We start from the raw sequence: 21,397 nt of genomic DNA, 5'->3' as shown, positions 1-21,397 counted from the left end.
GCCAAGAATGATCCGGCTTAGCGACGGGCCGGTTCGCGGACCTTCTGGACAGCGGGGAGCAGCAGTCCTGCCTGCCCTTCGGATTCAGGCGCCTGAACTTCGCTTGCTGTTTCGACGGTTGTGCCATTCTGGCTAAGCCTCGCGCGTTGCGGACGCTGTTCAGCAGTAGGAGCCTGCACTTCATTGGCAGTGGCGACCGTCGTACCATTTTGGCTGAGCTTGGCCCGCTGCGGACGCTGCTCTTCGGTTTGTGGAGCCTGTACTTCGCTCGCGGTGCCAACCGTGGTTCCGTTCTGGCTGAGTTTTGCGTTTGCGCGTTCCATCTGAACGCGGTTGTGGCTGACTTTCCCGGCTCCTCCGGCTCCGCCAATGTGGGCTTGCGGCTTGGATTGGATGTCGTCTGCGGTTGGTACCGTAGTGTGGCCTTCCTGGCGGAACGACTCACCTTCCGCAGCGCTTTCGTCGATACCATCGCGAGAGACATCGCTTACGGCTACTCGGACAGCGCGCTGCGTACCCGCCTCGATGGCGCGCTTCGCTTCCTTCTTCGCAGCCTTCGATACTTCATTCTTAAGAAAATCGAGCGGCCCGGCGTGGGCTGGGGTGGCCGTCATCAGGCCAGCGCTTGCAGCAAGTGCGAGCGACATGGGGATCAGTCCGCGGTTTAGAATTGCACTCTTCAACATTGTCATTCTCCAAATCAGGGCCGCGCCAATCGCGACAACGAATCACCCTCTAGGCAAAAATAGAGGAATAGTCTAGAGTAATAATCTAGAAATAGATTCTAGAGTGACTTTTACGATCGGATGCCCCAGATGCGAGCCATGGTTCAGCAGCGAAGCCAGGAAACACGCGACAAGGTTCTCGAGACAGCGGAGGCGCTGGTGATCGAGCATGGTCATGAGAATGTCTCGATGAAGGATCTTGTCGATCGCTCGGGCATTTCGAACGGATCAATCTTCCATCATTTCGGCTCTAAGGATGGTGTGCTGGAAGAGATTTTTGTACGCGAACGGCGAGCCTATCTGGGCCACGTCGCCGAGTGCATCCTTGGCCATGACGGCGATCCCTGCGATGCGATGGGAGAAGGCACCCGCGGTGCGGTCTTGTTCCAGGCGCGCGATCCGGGGCGACATTTCCGCCTCGCAACCCAGTTTGCCCATTCCGATTGGGCAACACGCCACGCCATCACGTCCAAGCAAGTGTCAGCAGAGATCGAGGCGCCCGTGATGCAGTGGGCTATGCCCCATCTCGCGGCCGGACGCCTACCCATGCTCCCTCCTGCCACGATCCAGTCGCTCATGCTGGGAGGGGCAGAGCTGATCTGCAACCAATGGCGCATGGAGCGTATCCCTGGCCCGCTTGCAGACCAGGCACCCATCGCTGCCGGTTTCGTCTCGGCCGGATTGAAGCATCTTCGCGATCAGCAGGCTGCGAGCACCGGCGAACGCTAGCAAAAGCGCGCAGGCCGATGGATTGACCGGTTGCCAATTGAGACCTAGTCCTATTTGCGAACTCACAAGCGTATTGGAAAACTCATGGCCACCCAGCTCGCCCCCTCGATCGACAAGGAAGCGCTTCGCGCCAAGTACGCCGAGGAACGCGACAAACGCCTGCGCGAAGACGGTTCGGCGCAATATGTTCGGCTTGAAGAAGAATTCACCGATCTCGCGACCGATCCTTACATAAGGCAGGAAGAGCGCGATCCGCTGACTGATCATGTCACATTCGCCTTTATTGGCGGCGGCTTTGCTGGGTTGATTGTTGGCGCGCGGCTGAAAGAAGCTGGCATCGGTGATGTCCGTATCATCGAGAAGGGCGGCGATTTTGGCGGCACCTGGTACTGGAACCGCTATCCGGGCGCGCAGTGCGATACCGCATCGCTGATTTACATGCCGCTGCTCGAGGAGACTGGCCACAAGCCGAGCGAAAAGTATGCCCATGCGCCCGAGATCCGCGATCACTGCTCACGCATTGGGGAGAAGTTTGATCTTTATGAGAAGGCGCTTTTCCATACGCAGGTGACCGACCTCGAATGGGACGCATCTCGCAAAGTCTGGATCGTGCGGACCAATCGCGGCGACGAGTTTACTGCGAAGTATGTCGGCATGGGTACGGGGCCGCTGCATGTCGCCAAGCTTCCGGGCTTGCCGGGGCTCGAGACTTTCAAGGGCAAGGCGTTTCACACCAGCCGGTGGGACTATGAATATACCGGTGGATCGCCCGAAGGCGATTTCATGGAAAACCTGACGGACAAACGCGTCGCGATTATCGGCACCGGTGCGACCTCTGTCCAATGCGTCCCGCACCTAGCAAAGGCTGCGAAGGAGCTGCTCGTATTCCAACGCACGCCTTCATCCGTTGACGAGCGCAATAATGCGCCAATCGAGGACGATTGGTTTGCCGAGATTGCCGAGGAAGGCTGGCAGAAGAAGTGGCAGGAGAATTTTGTTGCCAATCTCACGCCCGGTTTTCCTAGCGAGGACCTGGTCAAGGACGGCTGGACCGATCTGGGCGGCCGGGTACGCGCGGGCATGCGCAATATCCCGCCCGAACGCTGGACACCGGAGACAGTGCTCGAAGCTTTCGAGGAAGCCGATTTCCAGAAGATGGAAGAGATCCGCCAGCGTGCGCAGGCAATCGTCGATGATCCTGATACGGGCGAGAACCTAAAGGCGTGGTATCGCCAGCTCTGCAAACGACCGTGCTTCCATGACGAGTACTTGCAGGCCTTCAACGAGGCTTCGACCCGCCTGATCGATACCGATGGCAAGGGTGTCGAGCGAGTCACCGAAAACGGCGTCTTCGCCAATGGCGAGGAATACGAGGTCGATTGCATCATCTATGCTTCGGGCTTTGAGGTCTCGACCGATTACGTCGCGCGCGCCGGTTTCGACCTCACGGGGCGCGACGGGGTCAAGCTGTCCGAATACTGGGCCAATGGCATGCGCACCAAGCACGGGATGCATGTAAATGGCTTCCCGAACGCCTTCATTGTCCAGCCTGCGCAGGCGGCGAATTTCATTGCCAATGTGCCGCACAATATTGTCGACCATGCCAATACGATCACAGCGATTGTTTCACATGCCGAGGGCGAGGGGCGCGACGCAGTCGAGGTGACGAAGGATGCCGAAGACAGTTGGGTCGAGTTGATCCAGTCAGGTACCGGCGGGAACATCGGCAATACCGAATGCACGCCGGGCTATTACAACAATGAAGGCAAGGGCTGGGAAGACACCGATCGCTTCAACATGGGCTATCCGCACGGCCCCCTGGCGTTCTTCTCCTATATCGACCAGTGGCGCAAATCAGGTGAATTCGAAGGGCTGGAGTTTAGCTAGCAACCAAACAGGCCATCCTGATTTGCGAGCATTAAACTGGTGGCTTACCGGGTCCCGTTCAGGCGGCGGGCAGCTTCCGCCGTGCCGTCCGGCTCAATGTCAGGCTTGGCCCGATAGGCATTGAGCAATGCCAGAGGCTCACTGATCCTACCATTCTCACTGACCATTCGCAGGTTTGCGACCATGGCAGGAGGTTGAGGCCGCGCGAACAGATAGCCTTGCGCTTCGGTGCAGCCCTCAAGGCGCAACCGGTCCAGTTGATCCCGTTGCTCAACGCCTTCTGCCGTCGTTTCCATTCCCATGCGCGAGGCCAGTTTGGTGATTGCACGAACGATAGCCTGGGAATCGGAATTGGAGTGCAGATCGTGGACGAAGCTCTTGTCGATCTTGATTTTGTCAAACGGGAAGCTGCGCAGATAGCTTAGTGAGCTATAGCCTGTCCCGAAATCGTCGAGCGCGATGCGCACGCCGAATTCGCGAATTCGGTGTAGGATGGCGAGGTTGATCTCGCTATCATGGAGCAGGATATTCTCCGTGATCTCGAGCTCCAGCCGGTGTGGCTCGATCCCTGCGGTGGCCACGGCACTAAATATCATCTCTACCAGGCCAGCATCGCGCATTTGAACCGGCGATAAGTTGACTGAAACCCGCAAATGCGAAGGCCAGAGTGCCACCTCGCGGCACGCCTGGCGAAGGACCCACTCTCCCAGCTGCGAGATCAGGCCGGTATCTTCAGCGATCGGAATGAACGCGTCGGGCATTACAATCCCGTGTTCGGGATGGTGCCAACGCAGGAGAGCTTCGTAGGATGTTGCTTCACCGGTCTCGATATTGATCAGCGGCTGGTAGTAAAGTTCCAACTCATGGCGAGCGAGCGCTTGGCGCAGGTCCATTTCAAGCTTGCGCCTGGTCTGTGCGTCTTCGTCCATACTTGGCTCAAAGAAGGCCAACCGGTTTCGACCCGCAGCTTTCGCCGCATAGAGCGCAAGGTCTGCGCGGCGGATAATCTGTTCCGCCGTGTCATCGTCCGACTCGCGCAGGGTAATGCCGATACTGGTTGCGGTGACCATGCTGGTTCCGTCGAACTCGAACGGATGGGACAGCGCGTCAAGGATCTTGGCTGCAGCGGTTCGGGCGGCTTCTCTTGGATTTTCGCTGCAGATCAGAATGACGAATTCGTCACCGCCCAGCCTCGCAACAAGCGAGCCTTCGGAAACGACATCCTTGATCCGTTCGGCGACTCTCGCCAGCAGCTTGTCTCCAACCTGATGCCCGAGTGTATCATTGATGGTTTTGAAGCCATCGAGATCCAGGCACATCACGGCTAGCTCGCCTTCTTGGCTCGAATTCTTGAGCTGCTGTTCCAGCTTCTCATTAAACAAAAAGCGATTGGCGAGATTGGTCAGCCCGTCATAATGCGCCATGTAATTAACGCGTTCTTCGGCCTGCTTTTGGGCGGTGATGTCGGATCCGACCCCGCGCATTCCGCCGTCGTCAAGCGGCTGGCCACTCAAGGTCCACCAGTAGCTTTGACCCTGGATGACAATTCGCACGGTCAGGTCGCGGAAGCTGGTCTTGTTGGTGATATGATTGGCGAGGATGGTGCGTTCTTGCCCAGGCTCGAACAATTGGACAAAATCGCTGTGATCCAGTTCCTCGACCGGACGACGGGCTGCCTCTCCAAATCGTTGGCTGGGAAGCTCGATATTGCCCAGATGATCGATCTGCCAAAGCCAGTCTGACGTTTGAGATTCGAAATCATTCAGCAGCAGTTTGATTGTGTCCCGGCTTTGCTGGAGCAGGGCGCGGTTTCTGATCCCTTCCATGAAATGATCCTCGCGCCGCCGGGCACTGCCTACCAGCAGGGCCATGTAACAGCCCAACAACAGCGTACCGGAAAGGTCCGGGGCACTGGGATAGGTCCACAATGCTAGAACTCCGCCCGCCGCCATCGGTGCAATAAAGAGCAGAGCAGCCTTGGCATTGGTTGAATAGGTGATGATTGACCCACCCATCATGCCGCTGCAGATCATCGCCAGAAGGGTAAATTGTGCAGGTGTAGAGGTATAGGCCAACATGCTCAGGCCTATGCCCCAGCACCCGCCGTTGAAGAGCGCCAGCGCTTCGATCCATTTTAGATAGCGATCGATCGTGTTGGCGTCTCCGTCGAGATAGCCATCGTTGATGAGCAATCGCGTTCTGGCGAGCGCGCCCAGCAGGATCATCGCCAACCAGAATCCAAGAAACGTAGCGGTCTCTGTCGACCAGAAAACCGCAGCGGTCACCAGCGCGTTGAAGCATCCCGCGACGGAAGCAGAGCTCGCGTGCCGCAGACTCGCGGCGACTTGCTGGGATCGAACATGGATCTCCAGTTTCTCTCGCCTGAGCCCCTGTGGAGCGAAACTCGTTGCCATGCGGAAATTTACCCCAAATCGATCTCGTACCCGGGGGCTTCTACCTCGCATTCAATAAGGGAAACTTAAGTTGAGGTTGATCCGCGATTAACCAAAGAAATTAAGCATGAGCGTCTCGGCTGGCGCATTTGTAAGCTGCAGATGCGTGATATCTGGCTGGTTCGAATGAACGAGAAAGTCATGCGATGAGCGGAATTGTTGAACGGTGCAGTCGCGTGGTATGATAGATATCATGCGAATACAGTAAGGAGGCGGCATCATGGCTACCGCAGAAACAATTCCAGCATGGATCGCGCTCTTCCTGGGCCTGTATTCGCTCGCTGCAGGTGTGGGCGAGCTGCGCAATCCTGGCATGTGGCAAAAGATGACCGACGACTTTGCAAGAAATGGTGCGGTCGTCTTCCTCACCGGCATCATGTGCATCGGTTTTGGCGGGGCGATCTATCTCGCTTCGCCGTGGCAGCAGGGTGACTGGCTAAGCATCCTGATCTCGCTCGTCGGAGGCGTCATGATCGCGGAAGGCGCCGTGTTGATCGCGATGGGTGACCGGCTGATCGGCGTCTGGAAACGCTTCCTCGGCGCGAACACGGGTATCTGGGCGGGCCTGTCCTGTTTGATTGGCGCTGGCCTGATCTTCGCCGCACTTTCGCGGCTCCAGATGATCTGAATCCCCAACGAGTCGTGTGCGACCGCTTGCCAAGCGGCAAGTCACGCGTCACGCTGCGAACAATGGCGGCACTGACACCAAGTCGGAAAACCATCCTCGTATCGATCGGCATCGCGATCGCGGCGGTGTTGATCCTGCTTGCGATGGGTCGCCCGCCGATTTGCGAATGCGGTTACATCAAGCTCTGGCACGGCCAGATCAACAATGCGGGTAACAGCCAGCACCTCGCCGATTGGTACACGCCCAGCCACATCATCCATGGTCCGATCTTCTACGCGATAGGCTGGCTTCTGTTCGTCAGATGGGGGTGGGGCGGCGCGAACGCGGCGCGCTGGGGTTTGCCGCTGGCGGTGCTGATCGAATCCGCCTGGGAAGTGCTCGAGAACACGCAGATGGTGATCGAGCGTTTCCGCGCAGTGACGGCGAACTTTGGCTATTCGGGCGACAGTGTGCTCAATTCCTTTGCCGATATCGGCTGGATGGCATTCGGTTTCTGGCTCGCCATGCGATTGCCGGTGAAGCTGGTGGTGGCGCTGGCCATCATTGGAGAACTGGTGGTGGGTTGGATCGTGCGTGACAACCTCACGCTTACGGTCATCATGCTGCTGTTTCCGATTGATGCGATTGCCGATTGGCAGGCGGCCAGCACGCACGGGTAACTTTTTCCGCCGGCGCGAATTTGCGGAGTAACCGGCGTGGCACTAGGATCGAACTTTAGGGACGTCAGACGATAACAAGAGGGGCAGGCCATGGATTTCACCTTGAGACAAACGGTTCGGACGATTGCCGCATTGCTGATCACAGCTGCAGTTACGCAGTCGATCTACACCGCGATGTATATCGCGGAGATGACACCGCCCCGGCAACTTATGTGGGGTCTTGAAGCGCTGATCTTCGTCTTGCTGGCCGCTTTTGCCGGTTCGGCCTTGGCGCAGGCAAAAACCCTTAGCTTGGGATTTGCAGCGATAGCCTTCGCTGCGGCATTGAACGTCGTGCAGGTCGGCATCGGCCTCACCATGTTCGAGCCGTTCTTTGGAGCGGCTGAGGCGATTGAGGCGCTCGGCCCAATAGCCGATTCCATTCTGGCTTTCTCGTTCATGGTCTACAACGCGGCCAAGATACTGCTCGGTCTCGCGGCCATCGTGTTCGGGATGGCCAAGGCGAATGCCGGATCGAAAGCGCTGGGCGGCCTCACCGTCATTGTCGGCGGTATCGCCATGCTGGCCAATTCACTTTCGATGGCCATCGGGCGCGATTTTATGGGCGAAATCCCGCTCGCTGGTGGATCGGGCGTCCTTGCCACGATACTGCTGGCGCTGTGCCTGTCGAGTGTAGTCAACGACGACTGACCCGCACGTGACATTGGGGCGCGCTACTGGACTTGTGGCAGCCCCCAGCCTACATCTCTCCCATCCCCGGGGAGCCTGCTTTGGCTGAGAGGTGAGTGTTGCGGCTCACGACCCGTTGAACCTGAACCGATTAGCATCGGCGGAGGGAGCGGGCCTGATCATCGGGAAACCCGCACTCCGCTATTGGAGAGCGAAACACATGGCCGACATCAATTCCCCCATCGAAATCGGTGTGACCACCGGGCCGATCCGCGGCAGCCGCAAGATCCATGTCGGTGCGCGCACCGGCTCAGGCATCCGCGTCGCCATGCGCGAGATTGAGCTCGAAGGCGATGAAACACCGGTGCGGGTCTATGACACCTCCGGCCCTTACACCGATCCCGATGTGCTGATCGATATCGACAAGGGACTGGAGCAGAAGCGCCGGGACTGGATCATGGCGCGCGGCGATGTCGAGGAATATGACGGGCGCGAGATCAGGCCGGAAGATAACGGCCAGCTTGGCCCCGATCGCAGCGGCGGCGTTCCCGCGTTTCCCAACACAGTCAAGCGTCCCTTGCGCGCCAAACCCGGCATGAATGTAAGCCAGATGCACTACGCGCGGCAGGGCATCATCACGCCCGAGATGGAATATGTCGCCGAGCGTGAGAACTTGGGCCGCGAAATGGCCTCCGAGCTGATTGCAGCCAATAGAGAAGGCGCCGAGAGCTGGGGTGCACAAATCCCCGATCTCATCACCCCTGAATTTGTCCGCGACGAAGTGGCACGCGGCCGGGCGATCATTCCCAACAACATCAATCACCCTGAAACAGAGCCGATGGCGATCGGGCGCAATTTCCTGGTCAAGATCAATGCCAATATCGGCAATTCGGCGGTTGCATCCGATGTTGCCAATGAAGTCGACAAGATGGTGTGGTCGATCCGCTGGGGCGCCGACACGGTCATGGACCTCAGCACGGGCCGCAACATCCACGACACACGCGAATGGATCATCCGCAACTCGCCCGTCCCGATCGGCACCGTGCCGATCTATCAGGCGCTGGAGAAAGTCGGCGGCGTCGCCGAGGAACTCACTTGGGAAATCTTCCGCGATACGCTGATCGAACAGGCCGAGCAGGGCGTCGACTATTTCACCATCCACGCCGGCGTGCGCCTGCCCTACGTCCCGATGGCTGCAAACCGCGTCACCGGGATCGTCAGCCGCGGCGGCTCGATCATGGCGAAATGGTGCCTCGCGCATCACAAGGAAAGCTTCCTCTACGAGCATTTCGACGACATCACCGAGATCATGAAGGCCTATGACATCGCTTATTCGCTGGGCGATGGCCTGCGCCCCGGCTCTATCGCGGACGCCAACGATGAGGCGCAATTCTCTGAGCTCTACACCCTTGGCGAACTGACCCACCGCGCATGGAAGCAGGACGTGCAGGTGATGATCGAAGGGCCGGGCCATGTCCCGATGAACAAGATCAAGGAGAACATGGAGAAGCAGCTGGAGGTGTGCGGCGAAGCGCCCTTCTACACGCTCGGCCCGCTCGTCACCGATATTGCGCCGGGTTACGACCACATCACCAGCGGCATCGGTGCGGCGCAGATCGGCTGGTACGGCACGGCGATGCTTTGCTATGTCACGCCCAAGGAACACCTCGGCCTGCCTGACCGCGACGATGTGAAAGTCGGCGTGATCACCTACAAGCTGGCGGCGCATGCGGCGGATTTGGCGAAGGGGCATCCGGCGGCAAAGGTTCGCGACGATGCGCTGTCAAAGGCGCGCTTTGAGTTCCGCTGGCGCGACCAGTTCAACCTCAGCCTCGATCCGGACACTGCCGAGCAATATCACGACCAGACACTGCCTGCGGAGGGCGCCAAGACCGCGCATTTCTGCTCCATGTGCGGGCCCAAGTTCTGCTCGATGAAAATTTCGCAAGAGGTGCGCGACTTCGCCTCCAAGCAAAACCAGAGCGCGGACAGTTTCCTCGCCTCGGCACAGGCGGGCACCGACGCCGCCGCCGCGTCCAAAGCCGCTGCGCTTGAAGGAATGGCGGAGATGGCGGAGAAATACCGCGACGGCGGCGATCTCTATATGAAGGCGGAGGAACCTGCGGAATAGGCGCTTAGCGGGGAGGGGGAGAAACGATGATCGATCCGGAAGTGATGCGGCTTGAGCTGTTTGACGTTGGCGCCAAGTATTTCGAGTTAGGCGCGATCACAGGCGGCATTCTGATCACCGTGGTGACCGGTTTTCTCGTCATGGCCTACACGGTCGGCGCGCAGCTTTCGCGCTTCCAGGCATGGCTCGCTTCGATCGTCTTTGTCGTGTTCCACATGTCGACGCTCTATGGCACCGTTGTTTACACCGTGATGGGCAACAACTTCTTGCCGGCCAACTATCTCGATCCCGATCGCGGCCCATTCAGGATCATCCGGTTTGATGAACCATTTGCCCCCGGTAATAACACGGCAGTGGTCGGCCTGCTGCTGATGCTGGGCGCGCTGTATTTCCTCTACGACGTGCGCCGGAAGGCTCGGCTGGAAAGCGAGATGGAGGCCGAGGATGACAATCAGGCAGCGTGTGCCCAAATCGATGATGCGCCTGCCGAGATGATCGCTGAGGCACCTGAGCCTGATCCTGAAGTTGGGGATGCAACTGACGACGATGCCGATCCAACCAATCCGCAAAAGTCCGATTTGCCGCACGGCTAACTTTACCGCATAGCGCTCTCAGCATTGTACCGGGTAGGGGAGGGACAATTGGGGCAAGCTGAACTGGTGCGCGATGCGCGGTTCCTGCGCGTGATGGCGATCATCCTGCTGGTGATGACTATCGCTGGATTTATGCCGCGTTATATCCTGCCGATCGCGCAGGGTGCCTACGATCCGCCGGCAAGCTGGAATGTCTGGATGCACCCGCATGCGATTGCGGGTTTCGGGTTCTCGCTGCTCTTTATCATCCAGCCCACGCTGATCGCACGCGGCAACTTTGCCTTGCACAGTAGGATGGGCTGGATTGGCGCGGCGCTCGTTGCGCTCAGCGTCGTGAGCGGAGTGGGCGTGCAGCTGGGCATGTTCCCGACCGCACGAGGCGACGAATCCAACATCGTCGGCGGCGCCTTCCGGCTGCTGCAGAGCTTGCCGATGATGGCCGGTTTCTTCATCGCCGCATACCTGCTGCGCGCGCGGCCCGGCTGGCACTGGCGCTTCATGTATATGGCCGCCTTCGCAGCGGTCGGGACGATTATCGGGCGGCTGTTCCAGTACTACACGCCCATGCCGCCGGAAATGATCGGAGCGATGGTGGGGCCGGCCAACCTCGCCTTCGTCCTCGTGCTGCCGATATCCGACAAGCTGCGTCATGGCCGCGTGCACAAGGCGAGCTGGATCTCGCTCGCGGTGTTTATCGCGTTTCAGGCGGTGGTGGCACCCTTCGCATTCAGCGATACTTGGATTGGCTTTGCAACCGGAACGTGAGATCATTGCAAACATGCGAACTTGAGGAGAACCCTATGAGAACCCTGACAAGTACTATCGCGCTTGCTGCCATGGCGCTCGCCGCAACCCCTGTGCTTGCGCATGAGCATGGGGATGATCATTCATCCAAACGCGCAATCATGCCCGAGAACGAGCAGGCCCGCGCTTTCCAGGAGCAGTTCGGCTTCTCCGAAGCGACCATCCACGGCGACAGCGTCTACCTTTCGGGCATCATCGCCGGGCCAGTGCCCGAAGGCATGACCGACGAGCAGATGTACGACGCCGTCTTCGCCTATATCGGCGGGGTGCTGGAGCGCGCCGGTTCGAGCTGGGACGATGTGGTCGACATCACCACCTACCATGTCGATATCGAGCAATCGTTGCCGCCGCTTTCCGCCGCCAAGAACAAGGTGGTGAAGGCGCCGTTCCCGGCCTGGACTGCGATCGATATCGACCGGCTCTATACGCCCGGCGGGCTGGTCGAGATCAAGGTGACGGCAAAGTTGAGCGCTGCGGAGGCGAAATGAGCGCGGCCCGATCGACAATCGACATGTCGTAGACTCGCTCTAGATCAGGCTTGCAGCGTCGTATTCCGCAGATTAGCTATTCCGGAATCGCAATCGTGCAACGGGGGTCGCACATCATGTCTTTGAAACAGCTTGGCGCGCTGGCCATTCCGGCAGCGCTGTTCGTCGCAACTCCGGCATCGGCGCAGTACATGCCGCATCTCGATCCGAACACCTATATCCTTGCCACCATGCAATACGGCGACGGAACGGGCGGTTGCATGGCCGGCACCGCGCCACCGGAAGACGAAATCGATGAAGCGCGACTTCCGGCGCCCGGCGTGATGCAGGCCTATTTCGACGCCGCGCAGAGCGGCGGAACCATGAGCGCATCCTTTCGCGAATCGAAAAAGTCTACCTGGGCGCACGGCAGCGTAACGGCCGCGTTCGAACAGATCGACGCCCAGCGCGATCCGCTGGCTGTCGCCGGAAACCGGCTCGATCCCGATCCGCTGCGCTTTTTCCGCGCGGGCAGCTTCGAAACCGCGCATGGCCAGTGGAGTGTGCTGGATGCGGACGGTTCAGTGGCTGGCGTTTACGATGCTCAGTTCAAGCGGCAGCGGGGCGAATGGAAGCTCCAGAACCTGACCGTGCTTGACGCCGGAGAGAAGGTCGTTCCCGCGATGCAGTATTGCTGGGAGCCGGGTGACGTCACGCCGCACATGGTCGAATCCGCTGGCGATCGGATCGAATATCTCGAGAAGCAGATCGCCAAATCGGAAGAGAAGCTCGTCAAGGAACAATCGCGCCTTGCCGGTGCAGAGGAAAAGCTCGCGGCGAAGCCGGATCGTTCGCGCAACAAGGAAGCTGTGGCCCGCGCGCGAACCAAGGTTGAGAAACGCGAGGAGAAGCTGGCCGATCTACGCGAGGGTCTCGAGAAAGCGCAGGAAAGCCTGATGAAATCCAATCGCGATGCCTCCGAAATCGCGGCGATGACACTCCCGGTCCGCGATGCTTTGCGTCTGCGCGGTTTCGAGACGACCACAGCGAAGGAAAAGGCCGAAGAGGAAGCTGCCGAGAAAGCTGCCGAAGAAGCGGAAGCGGCAAACGGATAGCGCGATTGGATGAACGTGGTGCGATGATGCTGTGGCCCAGTGCGGATTAACGCCTCAGGCTGAAAAGGAGAATGCCGCATGACTGAAACCGCAGCCGAAAAGCCGGTCTACCGCGTCCCGTTTGTCGAGAACACCGGGATGCAGAAACTGGTCGAGGAGCGTGGGTATTCCAGGCTGCTGATGCCGCTCGCGCCCAATGCCAACCATGTCGACGTGATGTACATGGGCGCGCTCTGCGTGCTGGCGGAGGCGGCCGCGGCGGGCCCCGGCATCTCCTTCCTCGACACGACGAAATTCTTCCCCATCGTCAAGGACATCGCGGTCGACTTCCACCGCATGGCGGCGAGCGACGTGACGGCGGAATACCGCCTGTCGGAAGAGCAGATCGAGGGGCTGCTGGCAGACCTCGAACGCAAGGGCAGCGCGACCTACATCGCCGAAGTGCCGATGCACGATGCGGACGGAACGCTGGTCGCGACCGGCAAGGTGACGATGAAACTGCTCAGCCACGATTGGGGTGGGTGAGGGGCAGCGAACCAAGCTGGACCTGCTGTCCGGCGAGGACTAAGTGTTGATTTGGGTCGCCCTCGATTTTCTGAAGGGGTTCGACTCATGGCTCACGAGAAATACATCATCACGCGCCGCGCTTTTGCAGTCGGAGCTCTGGCGAGCGCAGCGGGTGCCTCGCATGCACTGGCCCAGTCGATAACGCCCGGATCGACCATCGGCCCGTTCTACCCGGCCGGATATCGCGGGGAAACCGACGCAGATCTCAGCCGGATCGCCGGTCACACCGAACGCGCCAAGGGACAGGTGATCGAAGTTATGGGCCGTGTCCTCGACCGAAACGGCAATCCGATCACCGGCGCGAAGCTCGAAATCTGGCAGGCCAATACCCATGGGCGCTACGCCCATCCCGAAGACGTCGCGACCATGCCGCTCGATCCGGATTTCCAGGGTTTCGCGACCATCCATACCGGCAGCGACGGAAGCTGGAAAATCACGACGATCAAGCCGGGCACTTATGATAGTCCGATCGGCTACCGCACGCCGCACATTCACATGGATGTGAGCGGCATGACATCGCGCAATATCATGCAGATGTATTTTGCCGATGAGCAAGAGGCCAATGCGGTGGACGGGCTATACCGCGAACTTGGCGACAGCGCCCCGCTTTCGACCGCGAAGGCGCTCGGCGATCATCGCTATGGCTGGGATATCGTGCTGATCGAAGGCTAGCGCGCTCGACTCGACCTCGGCGCAGCCCTAGCATGAGAAAATGCTCAAACTCACCTACTGCCTTCACCGTCTCCCCTCGCTCACGCGCGAGGACTTCCAGCGTACCTGGCGTGAGGATCATGCGCCGCTGGTCAAGGCCGCTGCGCCGCATCTCGGCATCTTGCGCTATGTCCAGAGCCACACCGAAGAGAATGCGATGATGGCCGCCGGGGCGGAGGGTCGCGGGATACCGCACGGTGACGGCGAGGATTATGACGGCGTCGCCGAACTATGGTTCGAGGACGATGCCTTCGGCGCTCCTGATCCAAGCGAGGAAGCGCAGAAGCACGGCAGCATCCTCGCAGAAGACGAAGCGCGCTTCATCGATTTCGCGCGCAGCCGGATCTTCATCACCCGCGAGAACGTGGTGATCGACTGACCAAATAAATCATTCATTTAATTGAACCTTTGGTCCGGTCGACCGTTGAGTCGATATGAAGCGGGCGAACCGTGCCTGCTCGCGTAGGCGAAGCGCCCGAGCTTCCCAACACGAACAGGAGCATTCCCATGTCAGTCGCCAAAGTAACAGAGATCATTTCCTCCTCCACCGAGAGCATCGAAGATGCCGTCCGCCAAGGCGTGAAGCGCGCCTCCAAGACCATCAAGGGCATCGAAGGCGTGTGGGTGAAGGACACCAAGGCCAAGGTCTCGAACGGCGAGATTACCGAATGGCGTTGCACGTTGAAGGTCACTTTCATCGTTAACGACTAGCATCGCTACCGATTAGCAGTCTCGCGCTGGATCGATCGCCCCGTGTGGGGCGGTCGGTCAGTGCGCCAGTCTCACTATTGTCTGGTCCGCGCCGCTCACCCGCGAGAACGGAGTGAAGGGCTAGACCAGGGCCTCGCCGCTATCCGTTCTTCATATTCTCCAGGCCCCTGATCGCGCCGGGCTTGAGGCTGGGGTTGGATGCGTTCTGTTTGGGTCCCTTGTCCGCTTTGGGCTTGCGTGCTTCGCGGCTCTTCTTGCGTTGGCCTTTGGCCATGACAATTTCCAGTCGGGGCGGAATGCCCCGCGGCTACCCTACGCCTGTTCGCAAGATTACACGCATGAATTCGGTACTGCGCCGGATTACCTCGCCAGCCTCACCAGCACCTTGTCCAGCTCCTGCAGGAAGCGCGAACGATCCGCCTTGCTGAAGGGCGGCGGGCCGCCGCCAACACCATCCATACCTGCGCGCAGGTCTTCCATGATCGCGCGCGTCGCAACAGCGTTGCCAATGCTCGCTGCGTCGAACGGCTGGCCATTGTGCTTGAGTACGCGCGCGCCCGTTTTGAGGCACCGCTCGGCGAGCAGAATGTCGCCCGTCACCACCACGCTGCGCGCATCGGCATGCTCGGCGATCCAGTCGTCCGCCGCATCGAAGCTGTCGTCGACGATGACGCGCTTGATTCTGGGGCTGTCGGGAATGCGGAATGGCGAGTTGCTGACCACGCGCACTTGCGCCTTGTAGCGCTCGGCCACGCGGTAGATTTCCTGCTTCACCGGGCAGGCATCGGCATCGACAAGGATGGTGACAGGGTTGGGTGCTGGATCGGGCATCGGCTCTGACATTGCCGTGCTGCGTAGCGGATTGCTTGCCGAATGCCACGTCCTCTGCCATTTTCGAACACCGGTGGCGGGGGAAACACAATGAAATTCTGGCGCATCTTCATGTTCGCAGCAGCGGCGTTCAACTTGCTTATAGGGGTGGGTGGCTTGCTCGATCCCGCAGCAACGGTGGAAGGCCGCATGACCGGCCTGCTAGTGGCGTGTTTCGGCGTGGTCTACGCGCTGGTGGCGACCGATATCGCGCGTTACCGCCCGATGCTGTGGGCGGGCGTGATCGGCAAGTTCGGCGCAGTGGCGCTGCTGGGACCCGAAGTCGCCGCAGGGGCCTATCCGGCCTTTGTCGGGCCGATCTTGGTGGGCGATGCGATCTTCGCCACCGCCTTCCTGTGGCTCTTGATGAAGCCGCCCGCCTGGGCGCGGATGAACGCGTCTGATGGTGACGTGTTGTGAGCGAGCCTGACCTCTCCGATTTCGAACTCCTCACGCTGATGGCGCGCTTCGAGGAGGTGGGCTTGATCGCATCCGGATTGTTATTGACGGTCATCTCCGGATTCCTCGTCATGGCCTATACCATCGGCGACACGCTGACGCGCCGCCAGTTGTGGCTGGTCGTGCCGGTGTTTATCATTTTTGCAATGCTGGGGATGTATGCGGCAATCGGCTACGGCGCGCTCTCGGACTACTACAACCCGGTCAACTACAATGCACCTGACAGAGAACCGTTCGCGATGATCAATTCGCAACGGCCCTTTGCGACACCCAATATCGGAATGGCCATCGGGGTTATCGTGATTGTGGGCTGTCTGTTGTTCCTGCGTGATGTGCGCAGGACAGCGGGAAGGGCTCTACAAGGGACGCAGGCCGATGCGCCACAGGAGAAAGTGGTTCCACAAGTCGTCGAGGAGGAGGCGGACGCCGAGGATACAGTCGACGCCGTCGACGTACGAGAGGCGGATGCCGCCGTCGAAGGCACGCCTGAGGAAGAGCCGAAGCGATAAGCTCAATTGCAATCCATAGATTAAGCGTGCCCAATAGCGGCGCGGTGCACTTTCCTACATGGCGGATTTTTGGCTTAAGCGGGCCATGATTGCCCGCTTGCGAGGACCTGGAAATTCCTCTCCCAGGACAGTGCTCCATGTGCTCCATCGCGTAGGAAAGGCGGTGTCAGGAGTTCGTGCGAAAGTGCTGGAATTACAGCACAAGCGCCCCATATCGAAACGGACGGGTTAGATATGAGAGAGGAGCATCCGACGATGCAGTTCCAGTTCAATTCAGACAGCTCGGTGATGGGCACTGAAAACGTCGCCGAGCGGATCGAAGAGATGCTGCGCGGCAAGCTCGCGCGGTTCGAAGATCGGCTCACCCGGCTCGAAGTGCATGTGTCGGACGAGAACGCGCACAAACACGGTTCGGATGACAAGACCTGCATGATCGAGGCGCGCCCCCGCGGCGGCAGGCCGATCGGGGTCACCGAACATGCCAGCAAGGTTGACGATGCGGCGCGCAAGGCAGGCAATACGCTGGCCCAGCGGCTCGAACGGCATTTCGGCAAGGAGTCGAAGCACAAGCACGATCCGCGCCCCGACAAGGTACTTTAGGCCTTAGTTCCGCAGCGCCCCCGCGCAGTCGAGGCGGGCCATGCGGGGTTCCGCCTTGAGCACGGCGGCCGTTCGCTCGACCGGCTCTTCTTGAAGCGGGGCGGCGTCCGCGGTCGCGGTGTCGATTGCCTGCGCTTCACCCGGTACGATGACCACGGGCAGACTGGCTGGCGTGTCATCCGGCATCTCGAAGTCATGCGCGGCAGAGTAGCCGGCATCATCCGCCGGATCGCTTGCGCCCGCGTAATCGTAACGCGCATCGAGGTAGCGGCGGTTGCGGTACAGGCCATGATCGGCCAGCTCATGCACTTCGATCGTACCCTCCGGCGTTTGCAAGGGGTAGTGATCGGGTCCGCGCCGCTGGGGCTCGAACGCGGCCTGCGAAACCGGGTGCTTGGGGATCTCAGCCAGCGGATCCCCGCCCATCGCGATAGGCTTTGTGGGTAGCGTCAACCCAATCGCTGTCCCCGCGCAGGCGGCGACAACCGCTGCGCCAGCAAACATCGGCGCCACTTTCATGGCCACTCTCCAAACTGATCTGTGTCTTGCCCCTATAAACGCACTGAGTTGGCAATGGTTTCCATTGGGAAATCGTACGCGAGTGGGTAGAGTGTGCGTGAGCAAGAGAGGATGAGTTATGGGACAGACCGGGAAATGCCTGTGCGGCGCTGTGAACTACGAAGCGCAGGCCGAGCCGTTGATGCAGGCGGTGTGCCACTGCAAGAACTGCCAGCGACAGGCCGGCAGCGCGATGTCGATCATCGTCGGTTATCCCAAGGGCACCGTCGATATATCGGGCGAGGTCACAACTTATGATGACAGCGGCGAAAGCGGCCTGGCGGTGCACCGCCAGTTCTGCCCGAAATGCGGATCACCTCTATTTACTCTGGCCGAGAGCGCCCCGGACATGATCTTCATCAAGGCTGGAAGTTTCGATGATACGAGCTGGTTGCAGCCCAGCATCCACTTCTGGACCCAAAGCGCCCAAAGCTGGTTCGAAATGGGCGATGTGCCACAAACGCCAGGCAATCCTGGAGCCTGAGTGATGATCCGTAGGAAAGTTTGGAGCCTGGCGCTCGGCGTCACACTTGCCGCCTGCCAGCCTTCTGCGGATGGTCGCGGCGATGGTATCACAATGGATGAGGCTGAAGCTTTCGATGCCATAGGCCCGGATGAAACGGTGGAATTTGCCGGCACCGAACCTTTCTGGGGCGGCGAGGTATCCGGTGGCACCATGCGTTACACCACACCGGAAAACATTGACGGTGTCGAAGTCGCGGTCGAGCGATTTGCCGGAAACAACGGAATGTCATTCTCGGGCGAGTACGAGGGCCAGCCGCTCGACATGGCGGTGACCCCGGGCGGGTGTTCCGACGGCATGTCCGACCGGACTTATCCCTTCGTCGTCACCCTTCAGATCGCGGGGGAGACCCGCTCCGGCTGCGCGTGGACAGAGGCTTCACCTTTTGAAGGTCCCGAGGCGCCTTAGCGGGCGCTAGAACAGACCGGGCACTTCGCGCTGGGCAGCGGTTGGTCGATCCGGCTGCAACAGCTGTTGCCGCGCACCGCCAGCGGTTGTCCGCGTGGCAGAGATTGCATTGCAGCTGCGTCCGGCCAGGAAGTCGAGCGCGGTCGCAATCGAGGCTTCGGTTGGTTCGCCTAGCTGGGTTGAGATATCATCGCTGGCAGCACAACTGTTGGGGAAGACGCTCGCCAGTCCATCGAAGTACTCGCCCTGGCGATCGGCATTCTCCGTCTTGAATGCGACGACGCGCATGCGGTCATCGCAAGATGCCTTGTCGATGGCAATCTGGCCGACGGGCTTTCCGAAAGTATTGGTTCCTACCAACGCGGTGTTCGCGTTCAGATAGGGAATGAAGCTGTTGGCAACCAGTTCGCTTGCCGAGGCTGTGCCGCCGCGCCCGATGAACGCGATCTTGGTCGCGCCGATGGCGTTTGGCTCGGACTGGAAGAGTTCAGTCTCGTCATTGGCGGATTTGGACGCGCGAAATGCAGTGTAACTGAAGACGTCGCCCACATTGTCGGCACCAAGCAGGTCTCCCATCAAGTCGGCGGTGCGAACAAGCCCCCCTCCATTGTAGCGGAAGTCGACGATAATTTCGGATATCCCTTGTGCCTTGAAGTCTCCGATGGCGGTACGAAGATCGTTGTCCGCCGTGTCGATGAATGTGCGAAGATTGAGATAGCCAACCAGCTTGCCGCCATCGTTGATCACCTTGGCACCATAGCGATCGGAAACTGGATCGATGTTGAATTCAGCTTTGGTCAGCGAAAGCTCACGCGTGACACCGCCTGAATCGCGAACCTGAAGTACCCGTGTGACGCCCGGATCAGAGGGCCCGAGTGCATTGATGACCGCTTGCGGGCCGCCGGACGACATGAGAGAGGAAATACTTTGCAGGCTGCTTGAGCTTGTCCCGACCGCAAGTAACTCGGTCCCACGATCAATATTCTGGCCCAGAGCAGGCGCATTTTCATACGCTTCCAGGACGAAGACGCGATTGTTGACCGTGTCATAGCCGAGACGAATTCCGAACCCTGCAGAAGTGCCGGAATTGAAGAACGCGTTCTCTTCCTCGATCGAAGTGATGTAGGTGAAGAAGCGATCCTTGTTCTGGGCACGTGCCGGCGCAACCAGTGCATCGATGTAGGCCTGGACCGAGCTGAAGGAAGATTTGTTCACACCAGTGTCGAGCAGGTCCGGGAAGAGGTACCACTCGTTGAGTACGTCTCGGGCGAAATCCTGGCGCTCCGATAACGAACAGCCATCGCCGCCACCTCCGCCGCTGCTGCCCCCTCCGAAGCTGCCTCCGGAGCTGGTGTTACCCCCGCTTGATCCACCACCACCACCACCACCGCAGGCAGCAAGCGACGTAACTAGCAATGCGGACAATGCGGTGCGACCCAATCCCATTCCGAATATTCCTCTCAAGTGTGCTCTTGCGGGCAATAACGCGGCCAAGCAGGACGATTCAATGCTTGCCGGAAAGTTGTCCCTCACTCGGTGATTCCCGGGATTTTTGACGAGAAAATACCCGCGAAACCGGAATTACCCCCTCAATCGGCCAGAATGGGGTGTAAAACAGTGCATATTTACCTCTGCCGCCCTCGCGTGCCCCCGGCGAATCAGCCAAGATGCGCAGGATTATTAGGCGGAACGAATATCTTATGTCTCAAACTGCTCCTTCCTGGCTCCATGGTGCACTCGGCTCGCCGCGTGCCGGTCATGCGGGCCTGGCAATTGCCAAGCTGGGGAGCGAGCGGACTTTTGGACGCGGCGGATTTTCGATCAAGAGCCCAGCCTTTGCCGCAGGCGATGAACTCGATCCCTGTTTCACGGCGGATGAGGAAGACGCAGTTGCGCCGCCGTTTGAATGGACCGCCCCGCCGCCAGGCGCGCTGGAAATCGTTCTCATCGCCGAAGATGCAGACAATGCGGCACCGAGCCCTTTTTGCCATTGGTTGGTCTGGGGAATGCCCGGCCAAAAGGGGCAGCTGCTCGAAGGAGAGGCTCCTCCGCGCGTGGGAAAGAATGCTCACGGCAACTCCGAATGGCTTTTGCCCGAGGTCACCCACGGTGATCCGGAACACCAGTTCGTCTTCCAGCTCTTCGCCCTTGAACTTCCGATGACACTGATGCCCGGGGCGACCCGGGAAGACGTGATCGCTTCGATGGAGGGGCATGTGACGGCCTGTGCTGTCACCACTGCCACTTATGCGGGATCGGAAGCCGAGGACGAGGGCGGCTGGGACGAAGAATTCTAACTGCTTCAACGCCAGAAAAAGGAAAGGACCTAAAAATGGCTGGCAATGCTCTACAAAAGCCGGTGACTGTGTCTCCGCAACTCGAGAATGTGATTGGGAAGGGGCCAATGACCCGTGCCCAGGTCACATCGAAAGTGTGGGACTACATCAAGGCAAACGGATTGCAGGATTCGAAAGACAAGCGTCAGATCAATCCTGATGACAAACTTGGTGCGGTGATCGGCACGTCGCAGATCTCCATGTTCAAGATGACCGCTGCGGTTTCAAAGCACCTAAGCTAATACTACCTTGGCGGCGGCTCGTTTGCGCGAGCTGCCGCCCACT

The 21,397-nt window shown here is 59.6% G+C and carries 27 protein-coding genes and 1 riboswitch; of the genes, 21 read left to right on the top strand and 6 right to left on the bottom strand.

Features of this window, described 5'->3' with window-relative positions; all coding sequences use genetic code 11:
* Nucleotides 1-17: 17 nt before the first annotated feature.
* Entirely contained in the window at nucleotides 18-647 is a 630-nt protein-coding gene (locus tag ACEWMW_RS01960; protein ID WP_409412210.1) for a hypothetical protein, read from the bottom strand.
* Between the two features lie 177 nt (nucleotides 648-824).
* On the opposite strand from ACEWMW_RS01960, the gene ACEWMW_RS01955 reads away from it, so the two are divergent.
* Nucleotides 825-1,454, top strand: a complete 630-nt coding sequence (locus tag ACEWMW_RS01955; RefSeq protein WP_409412209.1) for a TetR/AcrR family transcriptional regulator — start codon at nucleotides 825-827, stop codon at nucleotides 1,452-1,454.
* Between the two features lie 84 nt (nucleotides 1,455-1,538).
* Nucleotides 1,539-3,341 carry a flavin-containing monooxygenase gene (locus tag ACEWMW_RS01950; RefSeq protein WP_409412208.1) on the top strand — a complete coding sequence of 601 codons (1,803 nt, stop codon included), beginning with the start codon at nucleotides 1,539-1,541 and terminating at the stop codon, nucleotides 3,339-3,341.
* 44 nt (nucleotides 3,342-3,385) lie between these two features.
* Here ACEWMW_RS01950 and ACEWMW_RS01945 read toward each other — a convergent pair whose 3' ends face one another.
* The gene (locus tag ACEWMW_RS01945; protein ID WP_409412207.1) at nucleotides 3,386-5,755 is read right to left on the bottom strand and encodes a putative bifunctional diguanylate cyclase/phosphodiesterase; all 2,370 of its coding nucleotides are present in this window, start codon (nucleotides 5,753-5,755) and stop codon (nucleotides 3,386-3,388) included.
* A 259-nt stretch (nucleotides 5,756-6,014) separates the two neighbouring features.
* Between ACEWMW_RS01945 and ACEWMW_RS01940 the strand changes: the two genes are divergently transcribed.
* The 12 genes from ACEWMW_RS01940 (at nucleotide 6,015) to ACEWMW_RS01885 (ending at nucleotide 14,849) form a co-directional block, all read left to right on the top strand.
* Nucleotides 6,015-6,422 carry a hypothetical protein gene (locus ACEWMW_RS01940; RefSeq protein ID WP_409412206.1) on the top strand — a complete coding sequence of 136 codons (408 nt, stop codon included), beginning with the start codon at nucleotides 6,015-6,017 and terminating at the stop codon, nucleotides 6,420-6,422.
* A gap of 62 nt (nucleotides 6,423-6,484) precedes the next feature.
* Nucleotides 6,485-7,081: a DUF2585 family protein gene (locus tag ACEWMW_RS01935; protein ID WP_409412205.1), complete on the top strand. Its 597-nt coding sequence runs from the start codon at nucleotides 6,485-6,487 to the stop codon at nucleotides 7,079-7,081.
* Between the two features lie 90 nt (nucleotides 7,082-7,171).
* On the top strand, nucleotides 7,172-7,771 hold the full coding sequence (locus ACEWMW_RS01930) for a thiamine biosynthesis protein ThiC (RefSeq protein WP_409412204.1): 600 nt from the start codon (nucleotides 7,172-7,174) through the stop codon (nucleotides 7,769-7,771).
* A 57-nt stretch (nucleotides 7,772-7,828) separates the two neighbouring features.
* Nucleotides 7,829-7,936: riboswitch (TPP riboswitch) on the top strand.
* 34 nt (nucleotides 7,937-7,970) lie between these two features.
* Nucleotides 7,971-9,881, top strand: coding sequence for a phosphomethylpyrimidine synthase ThiC (gene thiC / locus ACEWMW_RS01925; protein ID WP_409412203.1), 1,911 nt, complete (start codon nucleotides 7,971-7,973; stop codon nucleotides 9,879-9,881).
* Nucleotides 9,882-9,907: 26 nt separating this feature from the next.
* Complete coding sequence (locus tag ACEWMW_RS01920; RefSeq protein WP_409412202.1) at nucleotides 9,908-10,474, top strand: hypothetical protein; 567 nt, start codon at nucleotides 9,908-9,910, stop codon at nucleotides 10,472-10,474.
* Between the two features lie 48 nt (nucleotides 10,475-10,522).
* On the top strand, nucleotides 10,523-11,239 hold the full coding sequence (locus ACEWMW_RS01915) for a hypothetical protein (RefSeq protein ID WP_409412201.1): 717 nt from the start codon (nucleotides 10,523-10,525) through the stop codon (nucleotides 11,237-11,239).
* Between the two features lie 35 nt (nucleotides 11,240-11,274).
* A complete protein-coding gene (locus ACEWMW_RS01910) occupies nucleotides 11,275-11,766 on the top strand; it encodes a RidA family protein (RefSeq protein ID WP_409412200.1) in 492 nt (163 codons plus the stop codon).
* A 116-nt stretch (nucleotides 11,767-11,882) separates the two neighbouring features.
* Entirely contained in the window at nucleotides 11,883-12,860 is a 978-nt protein-coding gene (locus tag ACEWMW_RS01905) for a hypothetical protein (RefSeq protein ID WP_409412199.1), read from the top strand.
* A gap of 78 nt (nucleotides 12,861-12,938) precedes the next feature.
* Nucleotides 12,939-13,385 (top strand): PaaI family thioesterase, encoded by a 447-nt coding sequence (locus tag ACEWMW_RS01900; protein ID WP_409412198.1) that lies wholly within the window; start codon nucleotides 12,939-12,941, stop codon nucleotides 13,383-13,385.
* 87 nt (nucleotides 13,386-13,472) lie between these two features.
* Nucleotides 13,473-14,099: a dioxygenase family protein gene (locus tag ACEWMW_RS01895; protein WP_409412197.1), complete on the top strand. Its 627-nt coding sequence runs from the start codon at nucleotides 13,473-13,475 to the stop codon at nucleotides 14,097-14,099.
* Between the two features lie 40 nt (nucleotides 14,100-14,139).
* Nucleotides 14,140-14,517: an EthD domain-containing protein gene (locus ACEWMW_RS01890; protein WP_409412196.1), complete on the top strand. Its 378-nt coding sequence runs from the start codon at nucleotides 14,140-14,142 to the stop codon at nucleotides 14,515-14,517.
* Between the two features lie 128 nt (nucleotides 14,518-14,645).
* Nucleotides 14,646-14,849 carry a dodecin family protein gene (locus ACEWMW_RS01885; protein WP_409412195.1) on the top strand — a complete coding sequence of 68 codons (204 nt, stop codon included), beginning with the start codon at nucleotides 14,646-14,648 and terminating at the stop codon, nucleotides 14,847-14,849.
* A 139-nt stretch (nucleotides 14,850-14,988) separates the two neighbouring features.
* Here ACEWMW_RS01885 and ACEWMW_RS01880 read toward each other — a convergent pair whose 3' ends face one another.
* Nucleotides 14,989-15,123: a hypothetical protein gene (locus ACEWMW_RS01880; protein WP_409412194.1), complete on the bottom strand. Its 135-nt coding sequence runs from the start codon at nucleotides 15,121-15,123 to the stop codon at nucleotides 14,989-14,991.
* A gap of 86 nt (nucleotides 15,124-15,209) precedes the next feature.
* Nucleotides 15,210-15,692, bottom strand: a complete 483-nt coding sequence (locus ACEWMW_RS01875) for a YaiI/YqxD family protein (protein WP_409412193.1) — start codon at nucleotides 15,690-15,692, stop codon at nucleotides 15,210-15,212.
* Between the two features lie 78 nt (nucleotides 15,693-15,770).
* Here ACEWMW_RS01875 and ACEWMW_RS01870 point away from each other — a divergent pair, with 78 nt between their 5' ends.
* The 3 genes from ACEWMW_RS01870 to ACEWMW_RS01860 all read left to right on the top strand — a co-directional run bounded on the left by ACEWMW_RS01870 (nucleotide 15,771) and on the right by ACEWMW_RS01860 (nucleotide 17,287).
* Nucleotides 15,771-16,139 carry a hypothetical protein gene (locus tag ACEWMW_RS01870; protein WP_409412192.1) on the top strand — a complete coding sequence of 123 codons (369 nt, stop codon included), beginning with the start codon at nucleotides 15,771-15,773 and terminating at the stop codon, nucleotides 16,137-16,139.
* Nucleotides 16,136-16,687, top strand: a complete 552-nt coding sequence (locus tag ACEWMW_RS01865) for a hypothetical protein (RefSeq protein WP_409412191.1) — start codon at nucleotides 16,136-16,138, stop codon at nucleotides 16,685-16,687. Before ACEWMW_RS01870 ends, ACEWMW_RS01865 begins: the two co-directional genes overlap by 4 nt.
* A gap of 255 nt (nucleotides 16,688-16,942) precedes the next feature.
* The gene (locus ACEWMW_RS01860) at nucleotides 16,943-17,287 is read left to right on the top strand and encodes an HPF/RaiA family ribosome-associated protein (protein WP_409412190.1); all 345 of its coding nucleotides are present in this window, start codon (nucleotides 16,943-16,945) and stop codon (nucleotides 17,285-17,287) included.
* A 3-nt stretch (nucleotides 17,288-17,290) separates the two neighbouring features.
* Here ACEWMW_RS01860 and ACEWMW_RS01855 read toward each other — a convergent pair whose 3' ends face one another.
* A complete protein-coding gene (locus ACEWMW_RS01855; protein WP_409412189.1) occupies nucleotides 17,291-17,806 on the bottom strand; it encodes a hypothetical protein in 516 nt (171 codons plus the stop codon).
* A gap of 118 nt (nucleotides 17,807-17,924) precedes the next feature.
* On the opposite strand from ACEWMW_RS01855, the gene ACEWMW_RS01850 reads away from it, so the two are divergent.
* Both ACEWMW_RS01850 and ACEWMW_RS01845 read left to right on the top strand, forming a co-directional pair.
* Nucleotides 17,925-18,329 (top strand): GFA family protein, encoded by a 405-nt coding sequence (locus ACEWMW_RS01850; protein ID WP_409412188.1) that lies wholly within the window; start codon nucleotides 17,925-17,927, stop codon nucleotides 18,327-18,329.
* A 3-nt stretch (nucleotides 18,330-18,332) separates the two neighbouring features.
* A complete protein-coding gene (locus ACEWMW_RS01845; protein ID WP_409412187.1) occupies nucleotides 18,333-18,776 on the top strand; it encodes a COG3650 family protein in 444 nt (147 codons plus the stop codon).
* Nucleotides 18,777-18,782: 6 nt separating this feature from the next.
* Here the strand turns inward: ACEWMW_RS01845 and ACEWMW_RS01840 are convergent, their stop codons facing one another.
* Entirely contained in the window at nucleotides 18,783-20,222 is a 1,440-nt protein-coding gene (locus ACEWMW_RS01840) for a S41 family peptidase (protein ID WP_409412186.1), read from the bottom strand.
* Between the two features lie 254 nt (nucleotides 20,223-20,476).
* Here ACEWMW_RS01840 and ACEWMW_RS01835 point away from each other — a divergent pair, with 254 nt between their 5' ends.
* Nucleotides 20,477-21,073, top strand: a complete 597-nt coding sequence (locus ACEWMW_RS01835) for a YbhB/YbcL family Raf kinase inhibitor-like protein (protein WP_409412185.1) — start codon at nucleotides 20,477-20,479, stop codon at nucleotides 21,071-21,073.
* Nucleotides 21,074-21,108: 35 nt separating this feature from the next.
* Nucleotides 21,109-21,354 (top strand): SWIB/MDM2 domain-containing protein, encoded by a 246-nt coding sequence (locus ACEWMW_RS01830; RefSeq protein ID WP_409412184.1) that lies wholly within the window; start codon nucleotides 21,109-21,111, stop codon nucleotides 21,352-21,354.
* The last annotated feature ends 43 nt before the right edge of the window (nucleotides 21,355-21,397 follow it).

This window comes from Litorerythrobacter xanthomarinus (genome assembly GCF_046254955.1).
Taxonomy (GTDB): domain Bacteria; phylum Pseudomonadota; class Alphaproteobacteria; order Sphingomonadales; family Sphingomonadaceae; genus Qipengyuania_C.
Note: the sequence above shows the minus strand (reverse complement) of the source record. Positions and strands in the feature narration are given on the sequence as shown.

Coding starts and splice junctions, on each gene's coding strand:
- ACEWMW_RS01935 (WP_409412205.1), top strand. CDS start 6,485: ATGGCGGCACTGACACCAAGTCGGAAAACCATCCTCGTATCGATCGGC.
- ACEWMW_RS01895 (WP_409412197.1), top strand. CDS start 13,473: ATGGCTCACGAGAAATACATCATCACGCGCCGCGCTTTTGCAGTCGGA.
- ACEWMW_RS01880 (WP_409412194.1), bottom strand. CDS start 15,123: ATGGCCAAAGGCCAACGCAAGAAGAGCCGCGAAGCACGCAAGCCCAAA.
- ACEWMW_RS01910 (WP_409412200.1), top strand. CDS start 11,275: ATGAGAACCCTGACAAGTACTATCGCGCTTGCTGCCATGGCGCTCGCC.
- ACEWMW_RS01950 (WP_409412208.1), top strand. CDS start 1,539: ATGGCCACCCAGCTCGCCCCCTCGATCGACAAGGAAGCGCTTCGCGCC.
- ACEWMW_RS01840 (WP_409412186.1), bottom strand. CDS start 20,222: ATGGGATTGGGTCGCACCGCATTGTCCGCATTGCTAGTTACGTCGCTT.
- ACEWMW_RS01930 (WP_409412204.1), top strand. CDS start 7,172: ATGGATTTCACCTTGAGACAAACGGTTCGGACGATTGCCGCATTGCTG.
- ACEWMW_RS01875 (WP_409412193.1), bottom strand. CDS start 15,692: ATGTCAGAGCCGATGCCCGATCCAGCACCCAACCCTGTCACCATCCTT.
- ACEWMW_RS01860 (WP_409412190.1), top strand. CDS start 16,943: ATGCAGTTCCAGTTCAATTCAGACAGCTCGGTGATGGGCACTGAAAAC.
- ACEWMW_RS01905 (WP_409412199.1), top strand. CDS start 11,883: ATGTCTTTGAAACAGCTTGGCGCGCTGGCCATTCCGGCAGCGCTGTTC.
- ACEWMW_RS01830 (WP_409412184.1), top strand. CDS start 21,109: ATGGCTGGCAATGCTCTACAAAAGCCGGTGACTGTGTCTCCGCAACTC.
- ACEWMW_RS01885 (WP_409412195.1), top strand. CDS start 14,646: ATGTCAGTCGCCAAAGTAACAGAGATCATTTCCTCCTCCACCGAGAGC.
- ACEWMW_RS01890 (WP_409412196.1), top strand. CDS start 14,140: ATGCTCAAACTCACCTACTGCCTTCACCGTCTCCCCTCGCTCACGCGC.
- ACEWMW_RS01945 (WP_409412207.1), bottom strand. CDS start 5,755: ATGGCAACGAGTTTCGCTCCACAGGGGCTCAGGCGAGAGAAACTGGAG.
- ACEWMW_RS01955 (WP_409412209.1), top strand. CDS start 825: ATGGTTCAGCAGCGAAGCCAGGAAACACGCGACAAGGTTCTCGAGACA.
- ACEWMW_RS01850 (WP_409412188.1), top strand. CDS start 17,925: ATGGGACAGACCGGGAAATGCCTGTGCGGCGCTGTGAACTACGAAGCG.
- thiC (WP_409412203.1), top strand. CDS start 7,971: ATGGCCGACATCAATTCCCCCATCGAAATCGGTGTGACCACCGGGCCG.
- ACEWMW_RS01855 (WP_409412189.1), bottom strand. CDS start 17,806: ATGAAAGTGGCGCCGATGTTTGCTGGCGCAGCGGTTGTCGCCGCCTGC.
- ACEWMW_RS01870 (WP_409412192.1), top strand. CDS start 15,771: ATGAAATTCTGGCGCATCTTCATGTTCGCAGCAGCGGCGTTCAACTTG.
- ACEWMW_RS01940 (WP_409412206.1), top strand. CDS start 6,015: ATGGCTACCGCAGAAACAATTCCAGCATGGATCGCGCTCTTCCTGGGC.
- ACEWMW_RS01960 (WP_409412210.1), bottom strand. CDS start 647: ATGTCGCTCGCACTTGCTGCAAGCGCTGGCCTGATGACGGCCACCCCA.
- ACEWMW_RS01900 (WP_409412198.1), top strand. CDS start 12,939: ATGACTGAAACCGCAGCCGAAAAGCCGGTCTACCGCGTCCCGTTTGTC.
- ACEWMW_RS01845 (WP_409412187.1), top strand. CDS start 18,333: ATGATCCGTAGGAAAGTTTGGAGCCTGGCGCTCGGCGTCACACTTGCC.
- ACEWMW_RS01835 (WP_409412185.1), top strand. CDS start 20,477: ATGTCTCAAACTGCTCCTTCCTGGCTCCATGGTGCACTCGGCTCGCCG.
- ACEWMW_RS01920 (WP_409412202.1), top strand. CDS start 9,908: ATGATCGATCCGGAAGTGATGCGGCTTGAGCTGTTTGACGTTGGCGCC.